The organism is Sporosarcina sp. P7, from assembly GCF_002743425.1.
Taxonomy (GTDB): domain Bacteria; phylum Bacillota; class Bacilli; order Bacillales_A; family Planococcaceae; genus Sporosarcina.
On record NZ_PDZF01000014.1, the window covers coordinates 31,284 to 50,109 of the forward strand.

Sequence of the window (18,826 nt, forward strand, 5' to 3'; positions counted from 1 at the left end):
TTTGTGCTCGACGGTTTTATTTACGATAGGAATTGAAAAGGCTCAGTAATGACTTTCGATTCAATAAATTCAACAGGTAATTTATTTTCTTTACACAGTTCTGTCATTTTATTCGCAACGCCAGCAATCATAATTTTTTCGATATTATGACCTGGGTCTACAATGGCAAGATCGAGTGCTTGCGCTTCTTGCGCGACGTGATAATACATATCCCCTGTCACGAATACATCGGCTCCTTTTCTCTTCGCAGCCGTAATGTACTTATTTCCATCACCACCAAGAACCGCCACTTTACGAATTTTTCTCTCCGGATCACCTACGAAACGTAATGCGGGAACTTCGAATACATCTTTTACATGTTGTGCGAATTCCTTTAACGTCATCTCATTAGCGATTTGTCCGATACGCCCGATCCCTTGCTCATTCGTTTTCTGCTGCATTTTTACCAAATCAAATGCCGGTTCTTCATAAGGATGCGCGGCAAACATTGCTTTGATGACTTTAACTTGCTGACTTTCCGCAAAAACGACTTCAATTCGCTCTTCATCTACCAGCGTCGGCTCGCCTACTTCTCCGATTGCCGGATTTGCTCCCGCAACCGGTGTAAATCGTCCAATACCCTGTGTGCTAAAACTGCATGCCTGGTAATCGCCAATCGCACCCGCTCCCGCAGATGCCAATTTCTGACGCAATGCATCAGCATTTTCTAACGGGCAAAATACCGCGAGTTTCATCAAATGTTCAGAATTCGTCATATCGATCGGCTCCGTCTGCTGTATGCCAAGACGTTCCGCTAGCATATCATTGACACCACCTGCTGCAATATCTAGATTGGTATGAGCAGCGTAGACCGCAATATTATGCTTGATACATTTCTCAATCATTTTCCCTTGTGGTGTATCGGTCAAAATAGATTTAACGGGACGGAACAATGGAGGGTGGTGGGCAATCACGAGAGTTGCCCCATTTTCAATTGCCTCATCAATCACTTGTTCGTTGACGTCTAGCGTAACTAGAACTTTATCTACGGGACGATTCAATTGGCCGATGTGCAATCCAATTGGATCTCCTTCAAATGCAAGTCGCTTCGGTGACCACTTTTCAAATAGTTCAATGATCTGATATCCATTACTTTTCTTCATGTGCTAACACCTTCCTGACTAATTCTATATTTTCTTGTATATTTGCTTTTTTTTGCTTAATTTCTTCTGTTTGTTCTGCGTTATCAAGGGCTTTTATGACCCGCCGCCATTCCAGCATTTCCCGTTCCCATTTCACGCGGAACACGGTAGATAGTTTACGTCGTAAAACCGGCCCGACGAGCAAATCCGTTCTCGTGTAATCAGCCGTTCCTCTTTCTAACACTAGGACTTCATAAATTTTATTGTCTTCTTGTAGAATCTCTTCGTCTACAATAATAAATCCATTTGCTACAGCCCATTCCCGAATCGCGATCGCATGCAGATTAGGTTGTGCGATGATCCGCTGTACATGCTTCAGACGATCCTTACCCGCTTCTAGGATGGAAGTAATCAATGTTCCACCCATACCGGCAATCGTTACGGTCTCGACATGATCAGCATCTTCTATCGCTTGTAAACCATTTGCTAGACGCACTTCAATACGGTCCGCAAAACCATGAAGATCTACATTGCGCGTCGCCGCTTCAAAGGGACCTGTCACTACTTCTCCTGCGATAGCCTTACGTATCTTGCCTTTGTTCATTAAATAGCACGGAAGATAGGCATGATCACTACCAATATCCGCAAGCACAGTATGATTCGGTACAAAACTGGCCACCATCGCCAGACGTTCCGATAATTGATTGGTATTCATGGTTCCCCGCCTTTCATTCTTATCTATTGTATAATCGCTACTCATTTCGTGCAATGCAAAAGAGCCAGTAAACCAAGAGTTACTCCGGTTTACTGGCTCTTTAAATTAAGTAGACAATCAGTCTAATGATAAAATGTAATCAACCATTTCATCTATGTTCTCATCAGGAACTAGTCCAGCTGGCATTGCAGTTCCAGCAACACCGTTTTTGATTGCATCATGTGCTTGTTTTGCGTCAAGTGAGCTATTTAAAGCCGGCCCCATTCCGCCAGCCAAGCCATCGCCGTGACAACTAATACACTTCTGCTGAGCAACTGCTTCTGCATCAAATTCGCCAGTGTTTGCACTTTCTTCAGTTGTTTGCTCAGTGCCTTCTTCGTTAGCCCCAGCAATTTCCTTTTTTTGATCTAGGCCATAAAGTGACATGAAGAAAACCAGTCCAATTCCGAGCGCGAAAATTAGGAAAAATGGTACAACAGGATTTTTAGTCATTGGATTACCCTCCTTCACCAGAATCTATTCTGTAAAAGATACAGTATACAATTAACATTGTACTGTATCTATAAGAAAACTGAAAGTGTTATTGGACGACTTTTCGTCTTTTGTGACAGAATCGCCATAATTCGCAATTTAGCAACCTAGTTGTCTAGCGATGACCATCCGCTGTACTTCTGAAGTACCTTCTCCAATTTCAAGGAGCTTGGCATCACGTAAATAACGTTCGACTTCGTACTCGCGCATATAGCCATAGCCACCGTGTATTTGGATCGCTTCATCGGCAACTTCCATAGCAATTTCGGAAGCATATAATTTACACATCGAGGCTTCTTTTGTAAACATTCTACCTTGGTCTTTCAGCCAGGCCGCTTTATACATCATAGTCCGTGCAAGTTCGATCTTCATCGCCATATCAGCCAGTTTGAATTGTGTAATTTGGAAAGAGGATAACGTCTTTCCGAATTGCTTACGTTCTTTTGAATACTTCAAAGCCCTCTCATAAGCTGCCTGTGCAATACCTACTGCCATAGCACCGATCCCGATACGACCACCGTCAAGCGTTACAAGGAATTGCTGAAGCCCTTTTCCACTCTCGCCAAGTAGATTCTCTTCTGGAACTACTACATCTTCAAGCAACAATTCTGTTGTATTGGAAGCATGCAAGCCCATTTTTTCATAGTTATCGATAATTTTAAAGCCTTTTAAATCTGTCGGTACGATAATTGCGCTAATCTCTTTCTTGCCGTCTTCACGACCCGTCACAGCAGTCAATGCTAGGTGTTTAGCGTAGCTTGCATTGGTAATATAGACCTTTGAGCCGTTGATCGTATACTGCCCGTTAGAAAGCACAGCAGACGTCTCTGTTCCACCAGCATCAGATCCAGCATTAGGCTCTGTCAAACCGAAAGCCCCAAAGGATTCGCCAGTACAGATCGGCGTTAGATACTTCTGCTTTTGCTCTTTTGTTCCAAATAAGTTGAGAGGTGCACCACCTAGTGAAATATGAGCGGAATACGTAATACCCGTCGATGCACATGCACGGCTCAATTCTTCCGTAACGATAGCAAAACTGATCGTGTCTGCCTCACCACCCCCGTATTTCTCGGGAAATGGTAAGCCCATCATGCCCATTTCTGAAAGCTTTTGAAAAATTTCCACCGGGAACTTTCCCGAGCGATCACGATCTACTGCACCTGGCGCTACTTCCTCATTTGAAAAATCTCTCATCAGTTTTTTCACCATTTGCTGTTCTTGAGTTAAATCAGAGTTCACCATGATCATCCTCTCTCCACTTATACCATTCTATTACACTTGTAAGCCCTTACATTCTAGTATATAGAAAAAGAACGGAATATAACAATACCTCATTACATTCCGTCCGTTTATATAGATAATAGTAAAAATGCGACTACTGTCAATAGACCTAGTGAGCCTGAAATAGTGAAGTATAGTAACTTTAATATTCTTCCAGTAAATAACCATAAACCGCAATTCAACACGAGGAGTCCGATCAATAATGTCGTGTCCCCATCAAAAAATGCAGTCCAAATCTTCAATGACATCATCAATAAAAGAAAAGCCATCGATATGTAGAGAAATGGTGCAAAACCTTTCTTACTGAATGTTTTTCCCGATACGAACGTTAGGAAAGTCATAGCCAATACAGCTGCAACAGTCAATGTGGCGACTGGATATTCCGTCAGTACAAACATAGCAACTGATGCTACACCTGCAAGCAATAGGCTAATAAGCAAAATCATAAATTGTTTGGCTCGCAACTTTCTGCGTTCCATTTGAATTGTGGAAGATTCTTTCTCTGCCACTTCGTCGGGATCTTCTCCTTGTGCATACAAGGTTATCAGGAAATCACAATAATGCTCAGGCAGGAGTTTATTGGCTTTCCAATACCGGATTTCAGAAATGATGATCTGTTTCTTATCTATAGCCATCCTTTCTCCTCCAATAGTATCAATCTTCTTTTTTAAAATAAAGAATAAAAAGCATCGGCTATTTCCAGCCGATGCACCTATTATTCTAAGAAGTCTTTAAGTCGTTTGCTGCGTGATGGGTGGCGTAACTTTCTAAGTGCTTTTGCTTCGATCTGACGAATACGCTCACGCGTAACACCAAATACTTTGCCCACTTCTTCAAGCGTACGTGTGCGGCCATCGTCTAGACCAAAACGTAAACGTAATACATTTTCTTCACGATCTGTTAATGTATCTAAAACATCTTCAAGTTGTTCCTTTAACAATTCATACGCTGCATGGTCTGAAGGAGACTGCGCTTCTGAGTCTTCGATAAAATCACCAAGGTGGGAGTCGTCTTCTTCACCAATTGGCGTTTCCAATGAAACGGGCTCTTGAGCAATCTTCAATATTTCACGAACTTTTTCTGGAGTCAAGTCCATTTCTTCTCCGATTTCTTCCGGGGAAGGCTCTCGTCCTAAATCTTGGAGCAATTGACGCTGAACACGAATCAATTTATTGATCGTTTCCACCATATGCACAGGAATACGAATGGTACGTGCCTGATCCGCAATTGCGCGTGTGATTGCCTGGCGGATCCACCAAGTTGCATACGTACTGAATTTAAAGCCTTTCGTATGGTCAAATTTCTCAACAGCTTTAATAAGACCCATATTTCCTTCTTGAATCAAATCTAGGAATAGCATACCGCGACCGACATAGCGTTTTGCAATACTGACAACTAAACGTAAGTTCGCTTCAGCCAATTTCTTTTTGGCATTCTCACCACGAATAATAGTAGCATCTAATGCAGGTGTCATTTTCCCTGTTTCCTCAAGCTCTGTTTCAGCAGCTAAACCATCGATAATCCGAATCGCTAATTCTACTTCTTCTTTACCTGTCAATAAATCTACTCGTCCTATTTCTTTTAAATACATACGGACTGGATCGTTGATTCTTACGCCAGGTGGCACACTTAAATCATTTAAATCAAATTGCTCTTCTTTTTCAGCCTTGGGATCAGCTTCTTCTTTTCTATCCATTTCGATTTCTTGCGCTTCAATCTGATCTAAAAACTCCTCAAATTGGTCTGGCTCCATTTCAAAAGATGCCAGTTTTTCTGTTACATCCTCTAATGTTAGTTCACCTGTTTTTTTACCTGCTTCAATAATTGCTGCTTTTGCTTCTTCAAGAGTCAATTCTACTTCTCCCGTTTGTTCTTCTTTTGTCATAGTGACTATACCTCCTTACAGAACCTTTAACGATCTCACAAGCTGGATTACTTCCGAGGCCAACTCCATTGCTTTCAGTAGGTCGTTCCTTTTTTCTGCTTCTTTAGATTCGTGTCGCTTTTGATCAATTAGACGTTTCATTTGATTTCTTTTTAAATGACGGATGCAGTCATTTACTTCTTGTGTGGTATGCTCCTTTGAACGTTCAGTTAAGATGGCTTCCATGACGACTTTCTTCAGTTGCCTGTCTTCCAACATTTCTGCAAATCGCTGATAGTTTGGCAAATCATATTGTTCATAAAACGCTGCCAACTTAAAGAATATTTTGATGACATCATCTCTTACAAATAAATCTTGAAGTTCCAGTCGTTTTTCCTCGAATAGATCTGCGTCCATCAGCAGATGTGCAAGAAGTAATTGTTCCGCGCGATCTGTTTCTGCACGATTCGCCGGGACCCTCGTAACTTGTACAGTTCTGCTTTCATCAGGACTTGAATCATGCGATTGTTTCGATTGTTTCGCCTTTTTTGCAATCGACTTAGTAAATTCTTGTTCAAGTGACTCTTTTGAAGCATGTGTTTCATTGTGGAGTTGCTGGATCAATAAATCTTTCTCAATAGGAGAACAACGGTGAGCCAGTTCGTCAAATACTTCATGTACGTATTGCTTGATATCATGATCGACAGATAGATTCTTATCTCTTCTATAGTAGGCCGCTACGAAAGAAATATAGGACAACGCTTGATCAAGCACCTTTTCCGAAAATACTTCTGAACTATGCTGACTGATATAATCATCAGGATCCATTTTGTCTGGCAAAGTGGCAACGAGTACATCCATTGCGCTATCCATTAATTGGTCAGCAAATCGTTTGGCAGCCCCCCAGCCAGCTGAGTCACCATCACAGCAAATGACTATTTTTTTTGCCATTCGCTTTAATTTCACGATATGATGCGCGGATAATGCAGTACCCATAACAGCCACCGTATTTCCTATTCCGCCACGATCTGCTGCAATCGTATCCATGAAACCTTCGAATAGTACTACTTTACCCGTTTTTCGAACATTAAGACGTGCTCGGTGAAAATTAAACAAAACCTTACTTTTTTCAAAGACGGGAGTTTCTGGACTATTGATATATTTAGCGTCAGAAGAAGAATCCTCCAACCTTCTGCCGGAGAATGCGATTGTTGCACCATTATCATCCTGAATCGGAAACATGATCCTTCCCCTGAAACGGTCAAAATAACCTGAGCCATCTTCTTTATGGAAACAAAGTCCTGCCGTTTCCATTTCTTGCATATCAAAACCTTGTCTCTTCAGCAGTGCCGATAAGGCATCTGACTGAACGGGAGACCATCCTATTTCATACTGTTCTATCTCATCACGCGTAAATCCTCTTTTTTCTAGATATTCTAATGCTTTTTCGCCTTCTATGGTGTTTAAGAGCAGATGGCTATAAAAATTAGCAGCCAGTGTGTAGGCTTTCAGCATTTTTTGATTAGACGAGGATTTTGACGCTTGGTTGTCTGTTTGGGAACTTTCCAACTCTAATCCCATTCGACTGCCTAGTTTGACGATGGAGTCAATGAATGATCGATTTTCCATATCCATCATGAACGTGATGGCATTACCGCTTGCGCCGCAACCAAAACAATGAAATAACTGCTTGTCTTCGGAAACAGAGAAAGACGGGCTACCTTCTTCATGGAATGGGCAGAGTCCAAACCAGTTTTTACCTCTTTTTGCTAATTGGACATATTCGCTGATCAAATCGACAATGTCAGTTCCTGAACGGATTTCCTCAATTGTTTCGTCAGATATTCTTGTCATTCTATCACCATTTCCACTCTATATACATAAATTCTAGACGTTTTCCAAAAATCCTTCTTTATCGACATTTTTTGCTATAACTATTTTCAGTATCTGCAATTATGTCACATTTATGACATGTTAGCCGAGTAGACACACACACACACAGAAAAAAGAAGACCCAACTAGTTCGTTCAGTTGGCCTTCCTTGCTGAAAATGCTTTAAGAATCGTATTGGCTGTCTCTTCTACCGCGCGATTCGTCACATCGATGACTTCACAACCGACACGTGTAGTAATTTCATTGAAATAGTCCATCTCTTGTTGAATACGTGCTATTTTCGCATAGTTTGCATCATCTTTCAAGCCTAATGCCTCCAAGCGAGATTTCCGAATCGAATTTAATTGCTCAACGGAAATACATAGGCCAAAGCACTTTGTAGGGTCAATGGAGAAAAGTTCTGATGGTGGGTCTACTTCTGGCATAAGGGGCACGTTGGCCACTTTAAAACCTTTATTCGCAAGATATTGAGATAAAGGAGTTTTGGATGTTCGCGACACACCGATTAGAACCATGTCTGCTTCCAATATACCACGCGTGTCTCTTCCGTCATCATAGCGAACTGCAAACTCGATGGCTTCGATTTTTTTGAAATAGTCATCATCTAACTTCCTGACAAGACCCGGCTCTTCAAATGGTTCTTGTTTCAATTGGTCCCCCATCTTCTCAATCAATGGACCGAGTAAGTCTACGAAAGGGACTTCCAATTCTTCACAAAGTACATATAGCTGTTCCCTCATCTGGCTTTTGACCAAAGTAAAGACAATCAACGCTTGCTGTTGCTTTGCCAAGAAAACAATTTCTTCTAATTGTGAATTCTCTTCTATATACGAAAACCTTTTTATTGAAACCGTCTCTAAATCATGACGAAACTGACTCGCAGCCGCTTTCGTCACAAGACCTGCAGTTTCCCCGACGGAATCGGAGACAATGAATAATGTGAATTTTGTCATGTAGTCACTCCTCACACATCTTGATCTTCCACTAATGAAAGAAAAGCGGCAGTAATATTTGTTTTTGTCACTCGTCCCATTACTTCAAGTCCGTTTTTACGCTCTTGAACTATAGGTAATGAATCGATTTGGCTGTCCATCATTTTTTTGGCAACGGAAATGAGTGTATCTTCTTTTTTGCAATATGTGACATTCGGCATTCTTGTCATAATGACATGCACGGGTATCTTTTCTAGTTCTGTTCTTCCGATGCTCGTTCTCAACAGATCCTTACGTGATACAACGCCTGTCAATAACGACTGCTGGTCCACTACGAATAGTGTTCCAACATCCTCTAAAAACAGTTGGCAAATCGCGTCATATACTGATAGATTTTCAGTGATGACGACTGGCCTCGATTGATAATTAGCTACAATCATATCCACCATGCCATCCGCAACGGATTTAATAGGTTTCTTACCTGAATAGAAATAACCTACACGCGGTCGTGCATCCAAAAATCCAGCCATCGTCAAGATTGCTAAATCTGGCCGGATCGTAGCGCGTGCTAAATGTAAACGTTCAGCAATTTGCTCTCCTGTAATCGGACCGTTTCCTTTGACGATGTCGAGGATTTCATTCTGACGTGTATTTAATTCCAAACATGTCACCGCCTTCAGACTTCAAAGTTGTATTTACTATCTAATTATATATCAACACGCTCGCTATTGCGAAGAAAGGAGAAGCATGCTAAACTAATTTTGAATCAAGTAAACGAAGAACGGTCAATAAGTAGTGTATATTTTGAGCGAGCAGGGATAGTGAAAGCCTGTACCTACACGAAACGGCAGCCGGGAGTTGAAACGTTCATTATGAAAGTGGGTTGAAAAACCAATCGGGGTGGAACCGCGGGTTATCATGCACTCGTCCCCGGACATGATCTATGTCCGGAGACGTGTGCTTATTTTAATTGGAGGCGTTTAGAATGTTATCTATGGAACAAGTAGTCAATCTTTCAAAACAACGGGGATTCGTATTCCCAGGGTCTGATATTTATGGTGGTTTAGCGAACACTTGGGATTACGGTCCACTAGGTGTCGAACTGAAAAACAATATCAAGCGTGCCTGGTGGCAGAAATTCATCCAGGAATCACCTTATAACGTAGGTCTTGATTCCGCAATCTTGATGAACCCAAGAGTTTGGGAAGCATCCGGTCATATTGGAAACTTCAACGATCCGATGATCGATTGTAAAAAATGTAAAACCCGCCACCGTGCAGATAAATTAATTGAAGAAGCTTTGGATGCGAAAGGAATTGAAATGGTCGTAGATGGCCTACCGTTTGATAAAATGTTCGATTTGATTCAAGAACACGAAATCAAATGTCCTACATGTGGTGCGTTGGATTATACTGAAATCCGTCAATTCAACTTAATGTTCAAAACAAGTCAAGGTGTAACAGATTCCTCTGCTAACGAAATCTTCCTACGTCCTGAAACAGCACAAGGTATCTTCGTGAACTTCAAAAATGTTCAACGCTCTATGAGAAAGAAAGTACCTTTTGGTATTGCACAAGTAGGAAAAAGTTTCCGTAACGAAATCACACCGGGTAACTTCACATTCCGTACTCGTGAATTTGAACAAATGGAACTTGAATTCTTCTGTAAGCCAGGCGACGATGAGCAGTGGTATAAGTACTGGATTGACCAGTCTGAAGGATTATTATTGAAACTTGGTTTGAAGAAAGATAATATTCGTCTTCGCGAACACAATGAAGATGAGCTATCCCACTATTCTAAAGGAACTGTGGACATCGAATACAAATTCCCATTTGGCTGGGGAGAGCTATGGGGAATCGCTAACCGTACAGACTTCGACTTGAAGCGTCATATGGAATATTCAGGCGAGGACTTCCATTACCAAGATCCAATTACGAATGAAAAATACGTACCGTACTGTATCGAGCCTTCCGTTGGGGCGGACCGCGTAACGTTGGCTTTCCTATGTGACGCATTCGATACGGAGGAACTTGAAGACGGCGATACACGTACAGTTCTTCGTTTCCACCCAGCATTAGCACCAATCAAAGCAGCAGTCCTTCCATTGTCCAAAAAACTTGCGGATGATGCAGAAAAAGTATATGCAGAGCTTTCAAAGCATTTCCCAGTACAATATGATGATTCCCAATCCATCGGACGTCGTTACCGTCGTCAAGATGAAATCGGAACTCCATTCTGTATTACATTTGACTTTGATTCACTAGAAGACCAACAAGTGACTGTTCGTCACCGTGATTCCATGGAACAAGAACGCATGCCTATTGCAGACGTTACAGCATATATTCAGAAACACCTACAATTCTAATCATAGGAAAGCCCAGGAGAAGTTGGCATCAGCCTTCCTCTTCTGGGCTTTCTTTAGTTCGTTCTTTTGGTTTTTGCAATTCAGGTGTACGTTCCAATTGTTCAATGAACTTTCTGGATTTTAGATAGATTCCGGTTTGCTCCTGATAAATCGTCGAAACAAGCTTCGCCATAAATGTTTTCGTCGGTTTCTTCAACGTCAGCTTACCAATCTGATCGAGCGGAACAGTATAAAACATTCGAATCAATTTAATTTGTGTAGGTGACAGCCGAATGATATACGGATCGACATGAAAGCAGCGATGACAGAGAAAACCTATCTGCTGGAAAGAAAATGCGAATTCACCTTCTGTAGCGCCACAGCTGGCACACTCGTGAAGTATAGGGTGTATTCCAGCAACCGGTAGCATCTTCCACTGAACGAACAGTGTGATAGCTTCTGCGTCATAGCCTTCTTCCATAGCATTAAATGACTCGTCAAGCAAACGAAATATGCTTGCATTCGGCTGTTCAGATTCCGTTAGGCGATCAAGCAACTCTACAATCAAGCCCGCATATGCAGTCGTCTCTAAATCAGAGCGAATGTGACGGACGCTGCTGATAAGCTCGCCTTGCTCAAGCGATCCCATGCCCCTGCTTGCCCGAACAAGAAAATAGCCGTGCGTAAAGGTTTGTGTAATAGCCGCTAAGCGACTCGCGGGCTTTTTCGCACCTCTTGCCATCGTCGTGATCTTCCCCGCTTCTTTCGTATAGATCGTCACGATTTTATTGGATTCTCCGTAAGGAATACTCTTGATAATATAGCCTTCCAACTTATTCAGCAACACGCTCTCTCCTTTAGCAGGACAGACAGCTTAGTAGTCTTCCTCGTTAAATCCGAATTCTTTCAAACGACTTGGACGGTTACGCCAGTCTTTTTGGACTTTCACCCATAGCTCCAAATACACTTTATGTCCAAGCAACATTTCGATATCTTTTCTTGCCTTCACACCGACTTCTTTTAAGAGCTTTCCACCTTTACCGATGACAATCCCTTTTTGTGAATCACGTTCCACTATGATGGTCGCACGGATATGCGTTTTGTCAGTTGCCGGGTCTTGCTCAATGCTTTCAATCGCCACCGCAATCGAGTGCGGTATTTCTTCGCGTGTAGTATGCAACACTTTTTCACGAATCATTTCGGAAATGATGAAACGTTCTGGGTGATCCGTCACTTGCTCTGCATCATAAAATTGTGGGCCTTCTTCTAGATAACTTTCTAGCGTTTCCACCAATCGTTCAATATTATTGCCGTTTAGCGCAGAGATTGGAACTACTTCCGCAAATTTCATTTCATTTGTATACGATGTAATGATCTCGAATAATTGATCAGGATGCACAAGGTCGATTTTATTGATGACCAAAAATACAGGAGTCTTGGATTTCTCGAGCCATTCCATAATAAATCTATCACCTGTACCGATTTTTTCATCCGCATTGACCATAAACATGATGACGTCGACTTCGCTTAGCGTACTGCGTGTCACTTTCAACATGAAGTCGCCTAGGCGGTGTTTCGGTTTGTGAACGCCTGGTGTATCGATGAAAATCATCTGAGATGTATCGGTTGTCACAATTCCCTGTACTTTGTTTCGTGTAGTTTGCGGCTTGTCGCTCATGATCGCAATTTTTTGACCGACCATGCGGTTGATAAATGTAGATTTTCCTACATTGGGACGTCCGATAATGGAAATAAAGCCTGACTTAAAGTTGTTCTTCTGCATAATCTAAATCCTCCTTGGAAAAAGCACCCGGCAATAGCTGGTCTACTGTTGTTTCGTGTATATCACCTTTCAAATTCGTCAAGTATACAGGCATGTTCGGTGCGCAAAATTCCGCAATGACTTGACGGCAAGAACCGCACGGCGCGATTGGACCTTCCGTATCGCCAATTACTGTGATTGACTTGAACGATGTAACACCTTCAGATATCGCTTTAAAAATAGCTGTTCTCTCTGCACAATTGGATAAACCATACGCAGAGTTTTCAATATTGCATCCACGATATATGGTACCGTCACTAGCCTCTAATGCAGCACCTACTGGAAATTTTGAATAGGGCACATAGGCCGTTTTCATCGCTTGCTTTGCTTCATTCATTAATTGTTCTACTTGCATCTACATACCATCCCTTCATTCGATAAATTTAACCAAACCATTTCGGAAAGAAAATTATACAGCCGATAATCGCGCTGGCTATGGCAAACACGAAAACTGATCCAGCTGCAATATCTTTTGCTTTTTTCGCTAGTGGATGGAATTCCGTTGTGACAAGATCCACTACATATTCCACTGCTGTATTCATTAATTCAAGCGCCATCACCCCTGCAATGACGATAAAAATGATCATCCATTCTATTTGTGACAGACCGGTGAACCAACCCGCAATCAACACGATCATTGCGGATAACCCATGAGATTTCATATTCCGACCTTGCCTAAAGCCGTCTTTAATGCCTTGCCACGCATAGAGGAATGATTTCAAGAATTTCTGCATAGACTCACTGCCGATCCAAACCGAATGCAGTTAAAATCTCTGTCTGTCTGCCGAACATCTCACGTTCTTCCTCTTCATCGAGATGATCATATCCGAGTAAATGCAAGAATCCGTGTAATGCAAGAAACCCGAGTTCCCGCTCGAACGAGTGATTATATTCAATAGCCTGACGTTTTGCTGTATCGATGGAAATCACGATATCCCCCAATACAACAGGCATATCGCTTTCTTGAACAATTGCCACTTCTCCTTCCGACAACTCTTCTAGCGCAAATGAAATAACGTCGGTTGGACGGTCTTTGCCTCTGTACTCAGCATTCACAGCTTGAATGGATTCATCATCCATAAACGTAATAGACAACTCATACAGACCTTCCATTTTCTCCATTCTTGACGCGTGAGTCAACAAATCCTTGATCAAAGCTTCCGAACTCGGTTCCACGATTTCTGTTTCATCTTCGAAATAAAAATCTATCATAGTTGCTCTGCTCCTTTACTTATCGGGATATTCAATCCGATTATGGAAGATCCCATTTAACGTTTCATTAATGGCTTGTTTCACTAGTTTAATTTCTTTTAACGACAAATCACATTCATCAAATTGATCATCTTCTAATTTCCCCCGCACAATCGCGTTGACGAGCGTGGCAATTTTTTCAGGTGTCGGTTCTTTCATAGAACGCACCGCAGCTTCCACACTGTCTGCAATCATGATCACTGCATTTTCTTTCGTTTGCGGTTTTGGACCAGGATAACGGAACTCGTCTTCATTCACATCGGGATTGGTTTCTTTCGCTTTCTGATAAAAGAATCTGACGCTACTCGTTCCATGATGCTGTCTTGCAATAGCTATAAGCTCTTTTGGCATACGATGCTTCTCCAAAATTTCCGCTCCATCTTCCGCGTGGGCTATAATCATATCACGACTTTTCTCGGGTGTCAGTGCATCATGTAGATTACGGCCATTATGTTGATTTTCAATGAAGAATCCTGGATGTATAGTCTTCCCGATATCGTGATAATAGCTGCCAACACGCGCGAGCAACCCATTGGCTCCAATTGCCTCACACGCCGCATCCGCTATATTCGCAACCATAATGCTGTGATGATATGTCCCCGGTGTCTCCACTAAGATTTTCTTTAGTAGCGGATGATTAGGATTCGAAAGCTCCACTAAACGCATATTAGAAAGCAAGTGAAAACTCGACTCGAAAAATGGTAATAACCCCATCGTCAAAGCCCCAGACAACAAACCTGATGAGATGGCTGCCACCGCATAGAAAATCAGCTCGGGTGTTGTATAACTAGTCTGTGTCATCAATAAATAAAATATGATGAACATCATGTTTGATCCCGCCACACCGAGACTTGTCTGTAAAATCGTTGAGCGTCTACCATGTTCACTTAGTAAATAAATACTCACAATCCCACCGAATAGAATATACAGCGCTACTTCCATTTGCATAATTGCGGCCAAGCCTTCTTGCATCATGATACCGGCTGTCGCAGACGTAATTATCGTCGCAAGTACTGCTGAACGCTCGTTAATTAATAGCTTGATCAGCATCGGCACGAGAGCCGTCGGAAATAAAAACGCAATGAGGACATCAAACTCACGATCGATGTAGCCGACGATTTTCATTAAAACGACGGATAGCAGGAAAATACTATAGAAAATACCTAGTGCTTTCTTTTTGAATGCCTCATCTCTTTTGGACTTGCCGAAGTGTATGGCAATCAAACCCGATACGAACAAAACAAACAAAACAATGCCGAACATCGGTTTAAGAGAAGACTGATTAGTTAGGACTCCTGAAAGCTTGAGCTGGTGATACACATCACGATCGATCAACTGTCCTTCACGTACGATGACTTGTCCTTGTAAAATACGAATGGCTTCAACTGAAGCCCGCGCATCCGTCTGATTCTTAACAGTCAATTCTTCATCGACTACCTCTGTTTCCACTACTGCCATTCGCCCGAGGGATAGCGCAACATCAAGCAAATCTCTCGGTAGTGTAGTAGTTTCACGAATTCTGCGCTCCACTTCATAGCGATGAATCGGCACTTGTTCAGCTTTAAACGGCTTCGATAACTCTCTTCCCACTACAAGTGTCAGTAATTCATGCAAATTATTTAGATCATTTTGTTCAGCCGTAAGCAGCTGCTTAAGTTGGTCATGTGTAACGGGTAATAAAGCTTGTTCTTTTTGCAGTCCTTCCAACTTCTCTTGAAGTAACTTCATTTTAGAACTTGACGTCATGCCAGGATCTTCTGTCGCTTCGACTTTGACATCACTGACTGCAGTAAAGATGGAACCGAGGATCGCTTGGCGGTTTTTCATAACATCCTCTGAAAAACGATAGGAATTAGGTACCGCCTGTTCTGCCCGTACACGTTCAAGTTCGGTTTTTTCGATATCTTCTATTGTTTTAGGTGAACGTATAGTTTTCGGTGAAATTTCAAAAGCTGAAATTTCGTACGTTTCGTTTTGTGTACTGCCATACATTAGAAAAAACAATGGGATACTGGAAAGAGAGACGACAAGAAGCAAAAGAAAGGTAAATTTCACTTTTCTTAGTTGTGAAAATAGTTCCTTTAAAGCTGTCATGCAGTTGCCTCCTTTTCGGCAAATGTTCCGCACATGAATGTCTAACTATGTATATTCATCATTCAAAAAAAAGCAGTCAATTAATTAGTTGACTGCTCTTTCTCATATGCATCAATGATCTTCGCAACAATCGGATGTCGGACTACGTCACCTTGTTCCAAATACATGAATTGGATATCTTGCACGTTCTTCAAAATATGTTCTGCAACATTTAGACCAGAATCTACACCACGAGGTAAATCAATTTGCGTTTTATCACCTGTGATGACCATTTTCGATCCAAAACCGAGACGAGTCAAAAACATTTTCATCTGAGCTTTCGTAGTGTTTTGTGCTTCGTCCAAAATAACGAATGCATCGTCAAGCGTTCTTCCACGCATGTACGCAAGTGGTGCAATTTCAATGACTCCACGTTCCATAAGACGTTCTGTATGTTCAGCTCCTAGCACATCGTGTAACGCGTCGTAAAGTGGGCGAAGGTACGGATCAACTTTTTCTTTCAAATCGCCTGGAAGGAATCCTAAGCTCTCTCCAGCTTCAACAGCAGGTCGGGTCAACACAATTCGCTTTACTGAACCCGTTTTCATTGCCTGCACCGCCATCACGACAGCGAGATACGTCTTTCCTGTTCCAGCAGGTCCGATACAAAATATGAGATCTCTTGAACGAATTGCCTGGACATATTCTCTTTGTCCAATGGTCTTTGCACGAATGACTTTCCCCTTTGTATTGCGTGCAATTTCTTCATCGTATAAAGAAGAGAAATATTCAATCGTGCCGTTTTTTGCCATCTCTATTGCTGTTGCCACATCGCGTAAATTAATATTAATACCTTTACGGATCACTTTCAGTAACTGCTCGAGCAATATTTTCGCAGCTACCGCTTGTTCTTCTGCTCCACTGATCGAGATATTTTCACCTCTAGTGTGGATTGAAACTTTCAATTCCTCTTCAATTAAGTTCATGTTCTGATCGGAAATGCCAAGAAGCATAATCGCTTCGTTCGGTTCTTCAATATGAAGTTGAAGTAAATGTTCGCTCAATATTTTCAGTCTCCTTGAGTTATAGGTCGTTTTTCAGCAATGTTTTCATTAAGTAAAAATAGTATAGTCCCACTCACTTTATCATTAGTAAAGGATACATGTAAAATGTTTTCTTCTTTAATTATGCGCTCATTTGTTTTCTTTGACAATAAATCATACTTGATCAATGGCAATATGATGGTCTCTTCCATTCCTTTTTTCAAAAACACTTCCTGAATATGCGTTTCTTTCAGCTTATCCATCACAATAGGGTTTCTAAAACGTATATCTTTTATCTGCTTACCTGTCCAGGGCTTTTGCCAACTGATATCCAAATTCTCTTCTCCTTGAATCGAATAACTAATCGTACGAGGTAATTCAAAATGACATTCTAACCAGTAGTCAGCAAATACTTCCCCATCTGCCCCTACTACTGTCGTTTTCTCTCCTTGTTCTAGAATACCTGTTGCTAGCATATCACCTTTTTTTACGGTTTGATGAATGATACTCGCTCTTTCTCCTCTCGTTAATGCAAAGCGTGTAATGACTCCTCCTGTTTTTGCTACTAGATGGGATGGCTTTTCCTTCACTTCTTCTTTCACTTCAGTGGACAGTGGAGCAAGCATCGGTGAAACAGTTAACGAAGTACCTGTCTTTGAGAACCGGATCCACGATAGAGAGGGTTCATCTTGCATCAGCAGTCGACGAATTTCATCTTCTTCCGGTAATTTGGATAATAAAGTAGGCGCAGTAATTCGCGCTTTCTGCATCTTGGTTTCCATTCGTTGCGCAATTTCCGGTACATCACTTTCCACTGTGATGTTCCACAGAAACAACGAGGCAACTAGCGGGATGAGACAGACGATTAAGAACAATAAAGATGCGAATAATCGATGCTGAACTGTATCCTGACCTTTACGCCTGATTTGTACTTTCACACGGTATTTCCTTCTATAACGACGGATAATATGAATTCCTTTTGAATCCGTCTCAAAAAACATTGCACTTCCAGAGACATACAAGCTGCTGATCTTGACATGCTCTCTTTGTAACCTACTTAGAAAAACAGAACCGTTACGAACATCTTTCACCTGAACTTCAAATCGTTTAGTACTCATGGCTGTTTCCTTCTTCAGGCGTAAAACGCACCGTCACTTCCTGCAGTTCGTCGATCGATATATGGGCGTGTTGTTCAGTCAGCATTAGAACCGTTACATCTTCTCCTTTGACAGTCATGACATAGTCATTCGTTTGAAAGGATACGGATTGTTCGCTTAATGCAAGCAAGCGATAGTTGCCAGTAATCCGCAATGAGTTGAATTCATCTAAAATAATGGATGGATGAAGTGCGAATAATTTTTTCATGAAAAAACCCCCTGTCTCATCCTATGAAAAGACAGGGGGCGGCATGATTACCGTTTTGATTTTGGTGGACCTAAAATTTCTGCATAGACAATCCCTTGCATGATCTGCTGTGGAGTTTTCGGAATCAAGTCTTCCTGCAAAATGGGTTCGTCTTCTAACATGATCTTACCTCCATGTAGTCTTCCTCTGCCCGTTTGACGTTCCGGACGTGACGCAGAAGCAGACTTAGCTGGCTTTTTAGGTTCTGCATAGAAGATTTCTGACTGAGGCGCCTGCGTCTTTACAGGCTGTTCAGGATCTTTCGTTTCTTGTTGAAGATCTTGGAATTCCTTTTGAATATCTTCGAATAGGTTCCTAGATAATTCCTTCAACGAACGCGGCTTCTCTTCAGGAGTTGCATGGGTCCGCTGAGTTTCTCTCTGATTCATTTGACGTTGAGTTGGTTGTGCTGGCCATTGCTGACTTGGCGGTCGTTTCGGTTTTTGACCTGGTTTTTCTTGGTCTTTCTTTTTACCGAATAAAGATCCGAGAGCCAGCATAATGACTAAAATTATCAGTTGTTCCATTATGCATCCCCTTCCCGGGAATTCA

The 18,826-nt window shown here is 41.8% G+C and carries 20 protein-coding genes; 1 reads left to right on the forward strand and 19 read right to left on the reverse strand.

The features are described 5' to 3' along the window. Positions 1 to 20 precede the first annotated feature (20 nt). The 9 genes from CSV60_RS12965 to ccpN all read right to left on the reverse strand — a co-directional run bounded on the left by CSV60_RS12965 (position 21) and on the right by ccpN (position 9,008). Complete coding sequence (locus tag CSV60_RS12965) at positions 21 to 1,142, reverse strand: Nif3-like dinuclear metal center hexameric protein (RefSeq protein ID WP_099637295.1); 1,122 nt, start codon at positions 1,140 to 1,142, stop codon at positions 21 to 23. Next, the gene (locus CSV60_RS12970; RefSeq protein WP_099637296.1) at positions 1,129 to 1,836 is read right to left on the reverse strand and encodes a tRNA (adenine(22)-N(1))-methyltransferase; all 708 of its coding nucleotides are present in this window, start codon (positions 1,834 to 1,836) and stop codon (positions 1,129 to 1,131) included. The genes CSV60_RS12965 and CSV60_RS12970 overlap by 14 nt, the downstream gene beginning before the upstream one ends. Positions 1,837 to 1,953: 117 nt before the next feature. Further along, entirely contained in the window at positions 1,954 to 2,328 is a 375-nt protein-coding gene (locus tag CSV60_RS12975) for a c-type cytochrome (RefSeq protein ID WP_199175291.1), read from the reverse strand. Positions 2,329 to 2,466: 138 nt separating this feature from the next. Continuing rightward, positions 2,467 to 3,606, reverse strand: coding sequence for an acyl-CoA dehydrogenase family protein (locus CSV60_RS12980; RefSeq protein WP_099637336.1), 1,140 nt, complete (start codon positions 3,604 to 3,606; stop codon positions 2,467 to 2,469). Positions 3,607 to 3,716: 110 nt separating this feature from the next. Next, complete coding sequence (locus CSV60_RS12985; protein ID WP_099637298.1) at positions 3,717 to 4,283, reverse strand: hypothetical protein; 567 nt, start codon at positions 4,281 to 4,283, stop codon at positions 3,717 to 3,719. 80 nt (positions 4,284 to 4,363) lie between these two features. Continuing rightward, positions 4,364 to 5,533: an RNA polymerase sigma factor RpoD gene (gene rpoD, locus CSV60_RS12990; protein ID WP_099630208.1), complete on the reverse strand. Its 1,170-nt coding sequence runs from the start codon at positions 5,531 to 5,533 to the stop codon at positions 4,364 to 4,366. A gap of 15 nt (positions 5,534 to 5,548) precedes the next feature. After that, the gene (dnaG, locus tag CSV60_RS12995) at positions 5,549 to 7,366 is read right to left on the reverse strand and encodes a DNA primase (protein WP_099637299.1); all 1,818 of its coding nucleotides are present in this window, start codon (positions 7,364 to 7,366) and stop codon (positions 5,549 to 5,551) included. A gap of 173 nt (positions 7,367 to 7,539) precedes the next feature. After that, complete coding sequence (locus tag CSV60_RS13000) at positions 7,540 to 8,358, reverse strand: pyruvate, water dikinase regulatory protein (protein WP_099630210.1); 819 nt, start codon at positions 8,356 to 8,358, stop codon at positions 7,540 to 7,542. A gap of 11 nt (positions 8,359 to 8,369) precedes the next feature. Next, positions 8,370 to 9,008 (reverse strand): transcriptional regulator CcpN, encoded by a 639-nt coding sequence (ccpN, locus tag CSV60_RS13005; RefSeq protein WP_099630211.1) that lies wholly within the window; start codon positions 9,006 to 9,008, stop codon positions 8,370 to 8,372. Between the two features lie 314 nt (positions 9,009 to 9,322). Here ccpN and CSV60_RS13010 point away from each other — a divergent pair, with 314 nt between their 5' ends. Next, on the forward strand, positions 9,323 to 10,702 hold the full coding sequence (locus CSV60_RS13010) for a glycine--tRNA ligase (protein WP_099637300.1): 1,380 nt from the start codon (positions 9,323 to 9,325) through the stop codon (positions 10,700 to 10,702). A gap of 28 nt (positions 10,703 to 10,730) precedes the next feature. On the opposite strand, the gene recO is transcribed toward CSV60_RS13010, so the two are convergent. The 10 genes from recO to CSV60_RS13060 form a co-directional block, all read right to left on the reverse strand. Continuing rightward, positions 10,731 to 11,525 (reverse strand): DNA repair protein RecO, encoded by a 795-nt coding sequence (gene recO / locus CSV60_RS13015; RefSeq protein WP_099637301.1) that lies wholly within the window; start codon positions 11,523 to 11,525, stop codon positions 10,731 to 10,733. A 30-nt stretch (positions 11,526 to 11,555) separates the two neighbouring features. Then, positions 11,556 to 12,464: a GTPase Era gene (gene era / locus CSV60_RS13020; RefSeq protein WP_099637302.1), complete on the reverse strand. Its 909-nt coding sequence runs from the start codon at positions 12,462 to 12,464 to the stop codon at positions 11,556 to 11,558. Further along, entirely contained in the window at positions 12,445 to 12,858 is a 414-nt protein-coding gene (locus CSV60_RS13025; RefSeq protein WP_099637303.1) for a cytidine deaminase, read from the reverse strand. Before CSV60_RS13025 ends, era begins: the two co-directional genes overlap by 20 nt. A 28-nt stretch (positions 12,859 to 12,886) precedes the next feature. Beyond that, positions 12,887 to 13,237, reverse strand: a complete 351-nt coding sequence (locus CSV60_RS13030; RefSeq protein ID WP_099637304.1) for a diacylglycerol kinase family protein — start codon at positions 13,235 to 13,237, stop codon at positions 12,887 to 12,889. A 4-nt stretch (positions 13,238 to 13,241) separates the two neighbouring features. Continuing rightward, positions 13,242 to 13,715, reverse strand: a complete 474-nt coding sequence (ybeY, locus tag CSV60_RS13035) for an rRNA maturation RNase YbeY (protein ID WP_099637305.1) — start codon at positions 13,713 to 13,715, stop codon at positions 13,242 to 13,244. 15 nt (positions 13,716 to 13,730) lie between these two features. Beyond that, positions 13,731 to 15,848: an HD family phosphohydrolase gene (locus tag CSV60_RS13040; protein ID WP_099637306.1), complete on the reverse strand. Its 2,118-nt coding sequence runs from the start codon at positions 15,846 to 15,848 to the stop codon at positions 13,731 to 13,733. 80 nt (positions 15,849 to 15,928) lie between these two features. Further along, positions 15,929 to 16,891 (reverse strand): PhoH family protein, encoded by a 963-nt coding sequence (locus CSV60_RS13045; RefSeq protein ID WP_199175292.1) that lies wholly within the window; start codon positions 16,889 to 16,891, stop codon positions 15,929 to 15,931. A 5-nt stretch (positions 16,892 to 16,896) separates the two neighbouring features. Further along, a complete protein-coding gene (locus CSV60_RS13050; protein ID WP_099637308.1) occupies positions 16,897 to 17,988 on the reverse strand; it encodes a sporulation protein YqfD in 1,092 nt (363 codons plus the stop codon). Further along, positions 17,978 to 18,235, reverse strand: coding sequence for a YabP/YqfC family sporulation protein (locus CSV60_RS13055; protein ID WP_099637309.1), 258 nt, complete (start codon positions 18,233 to 18,235; stop codon positions 17,978 to 17,980). The genes CSV60_RS13050 and CSV60_RS13055 overlap by 11 nt, the downstream gene beginning before the upstream one ends. 47 nt (positions 18,236 to 18,282) lie before the next feature. Next, positions 18,283 to 18,801 (reverse strand): hypothetical protein, encoded by a 519-nt coding sequence (locus CSV60_RS13060; RefSeq protein WP_099637310.1) that lies wholly within the window; start codon positions 18,799 to 18,801, stop codon positions 18,283 to 18,285. Positions 18,802 to 18,826: the final 25 nt, after the last annotated feature.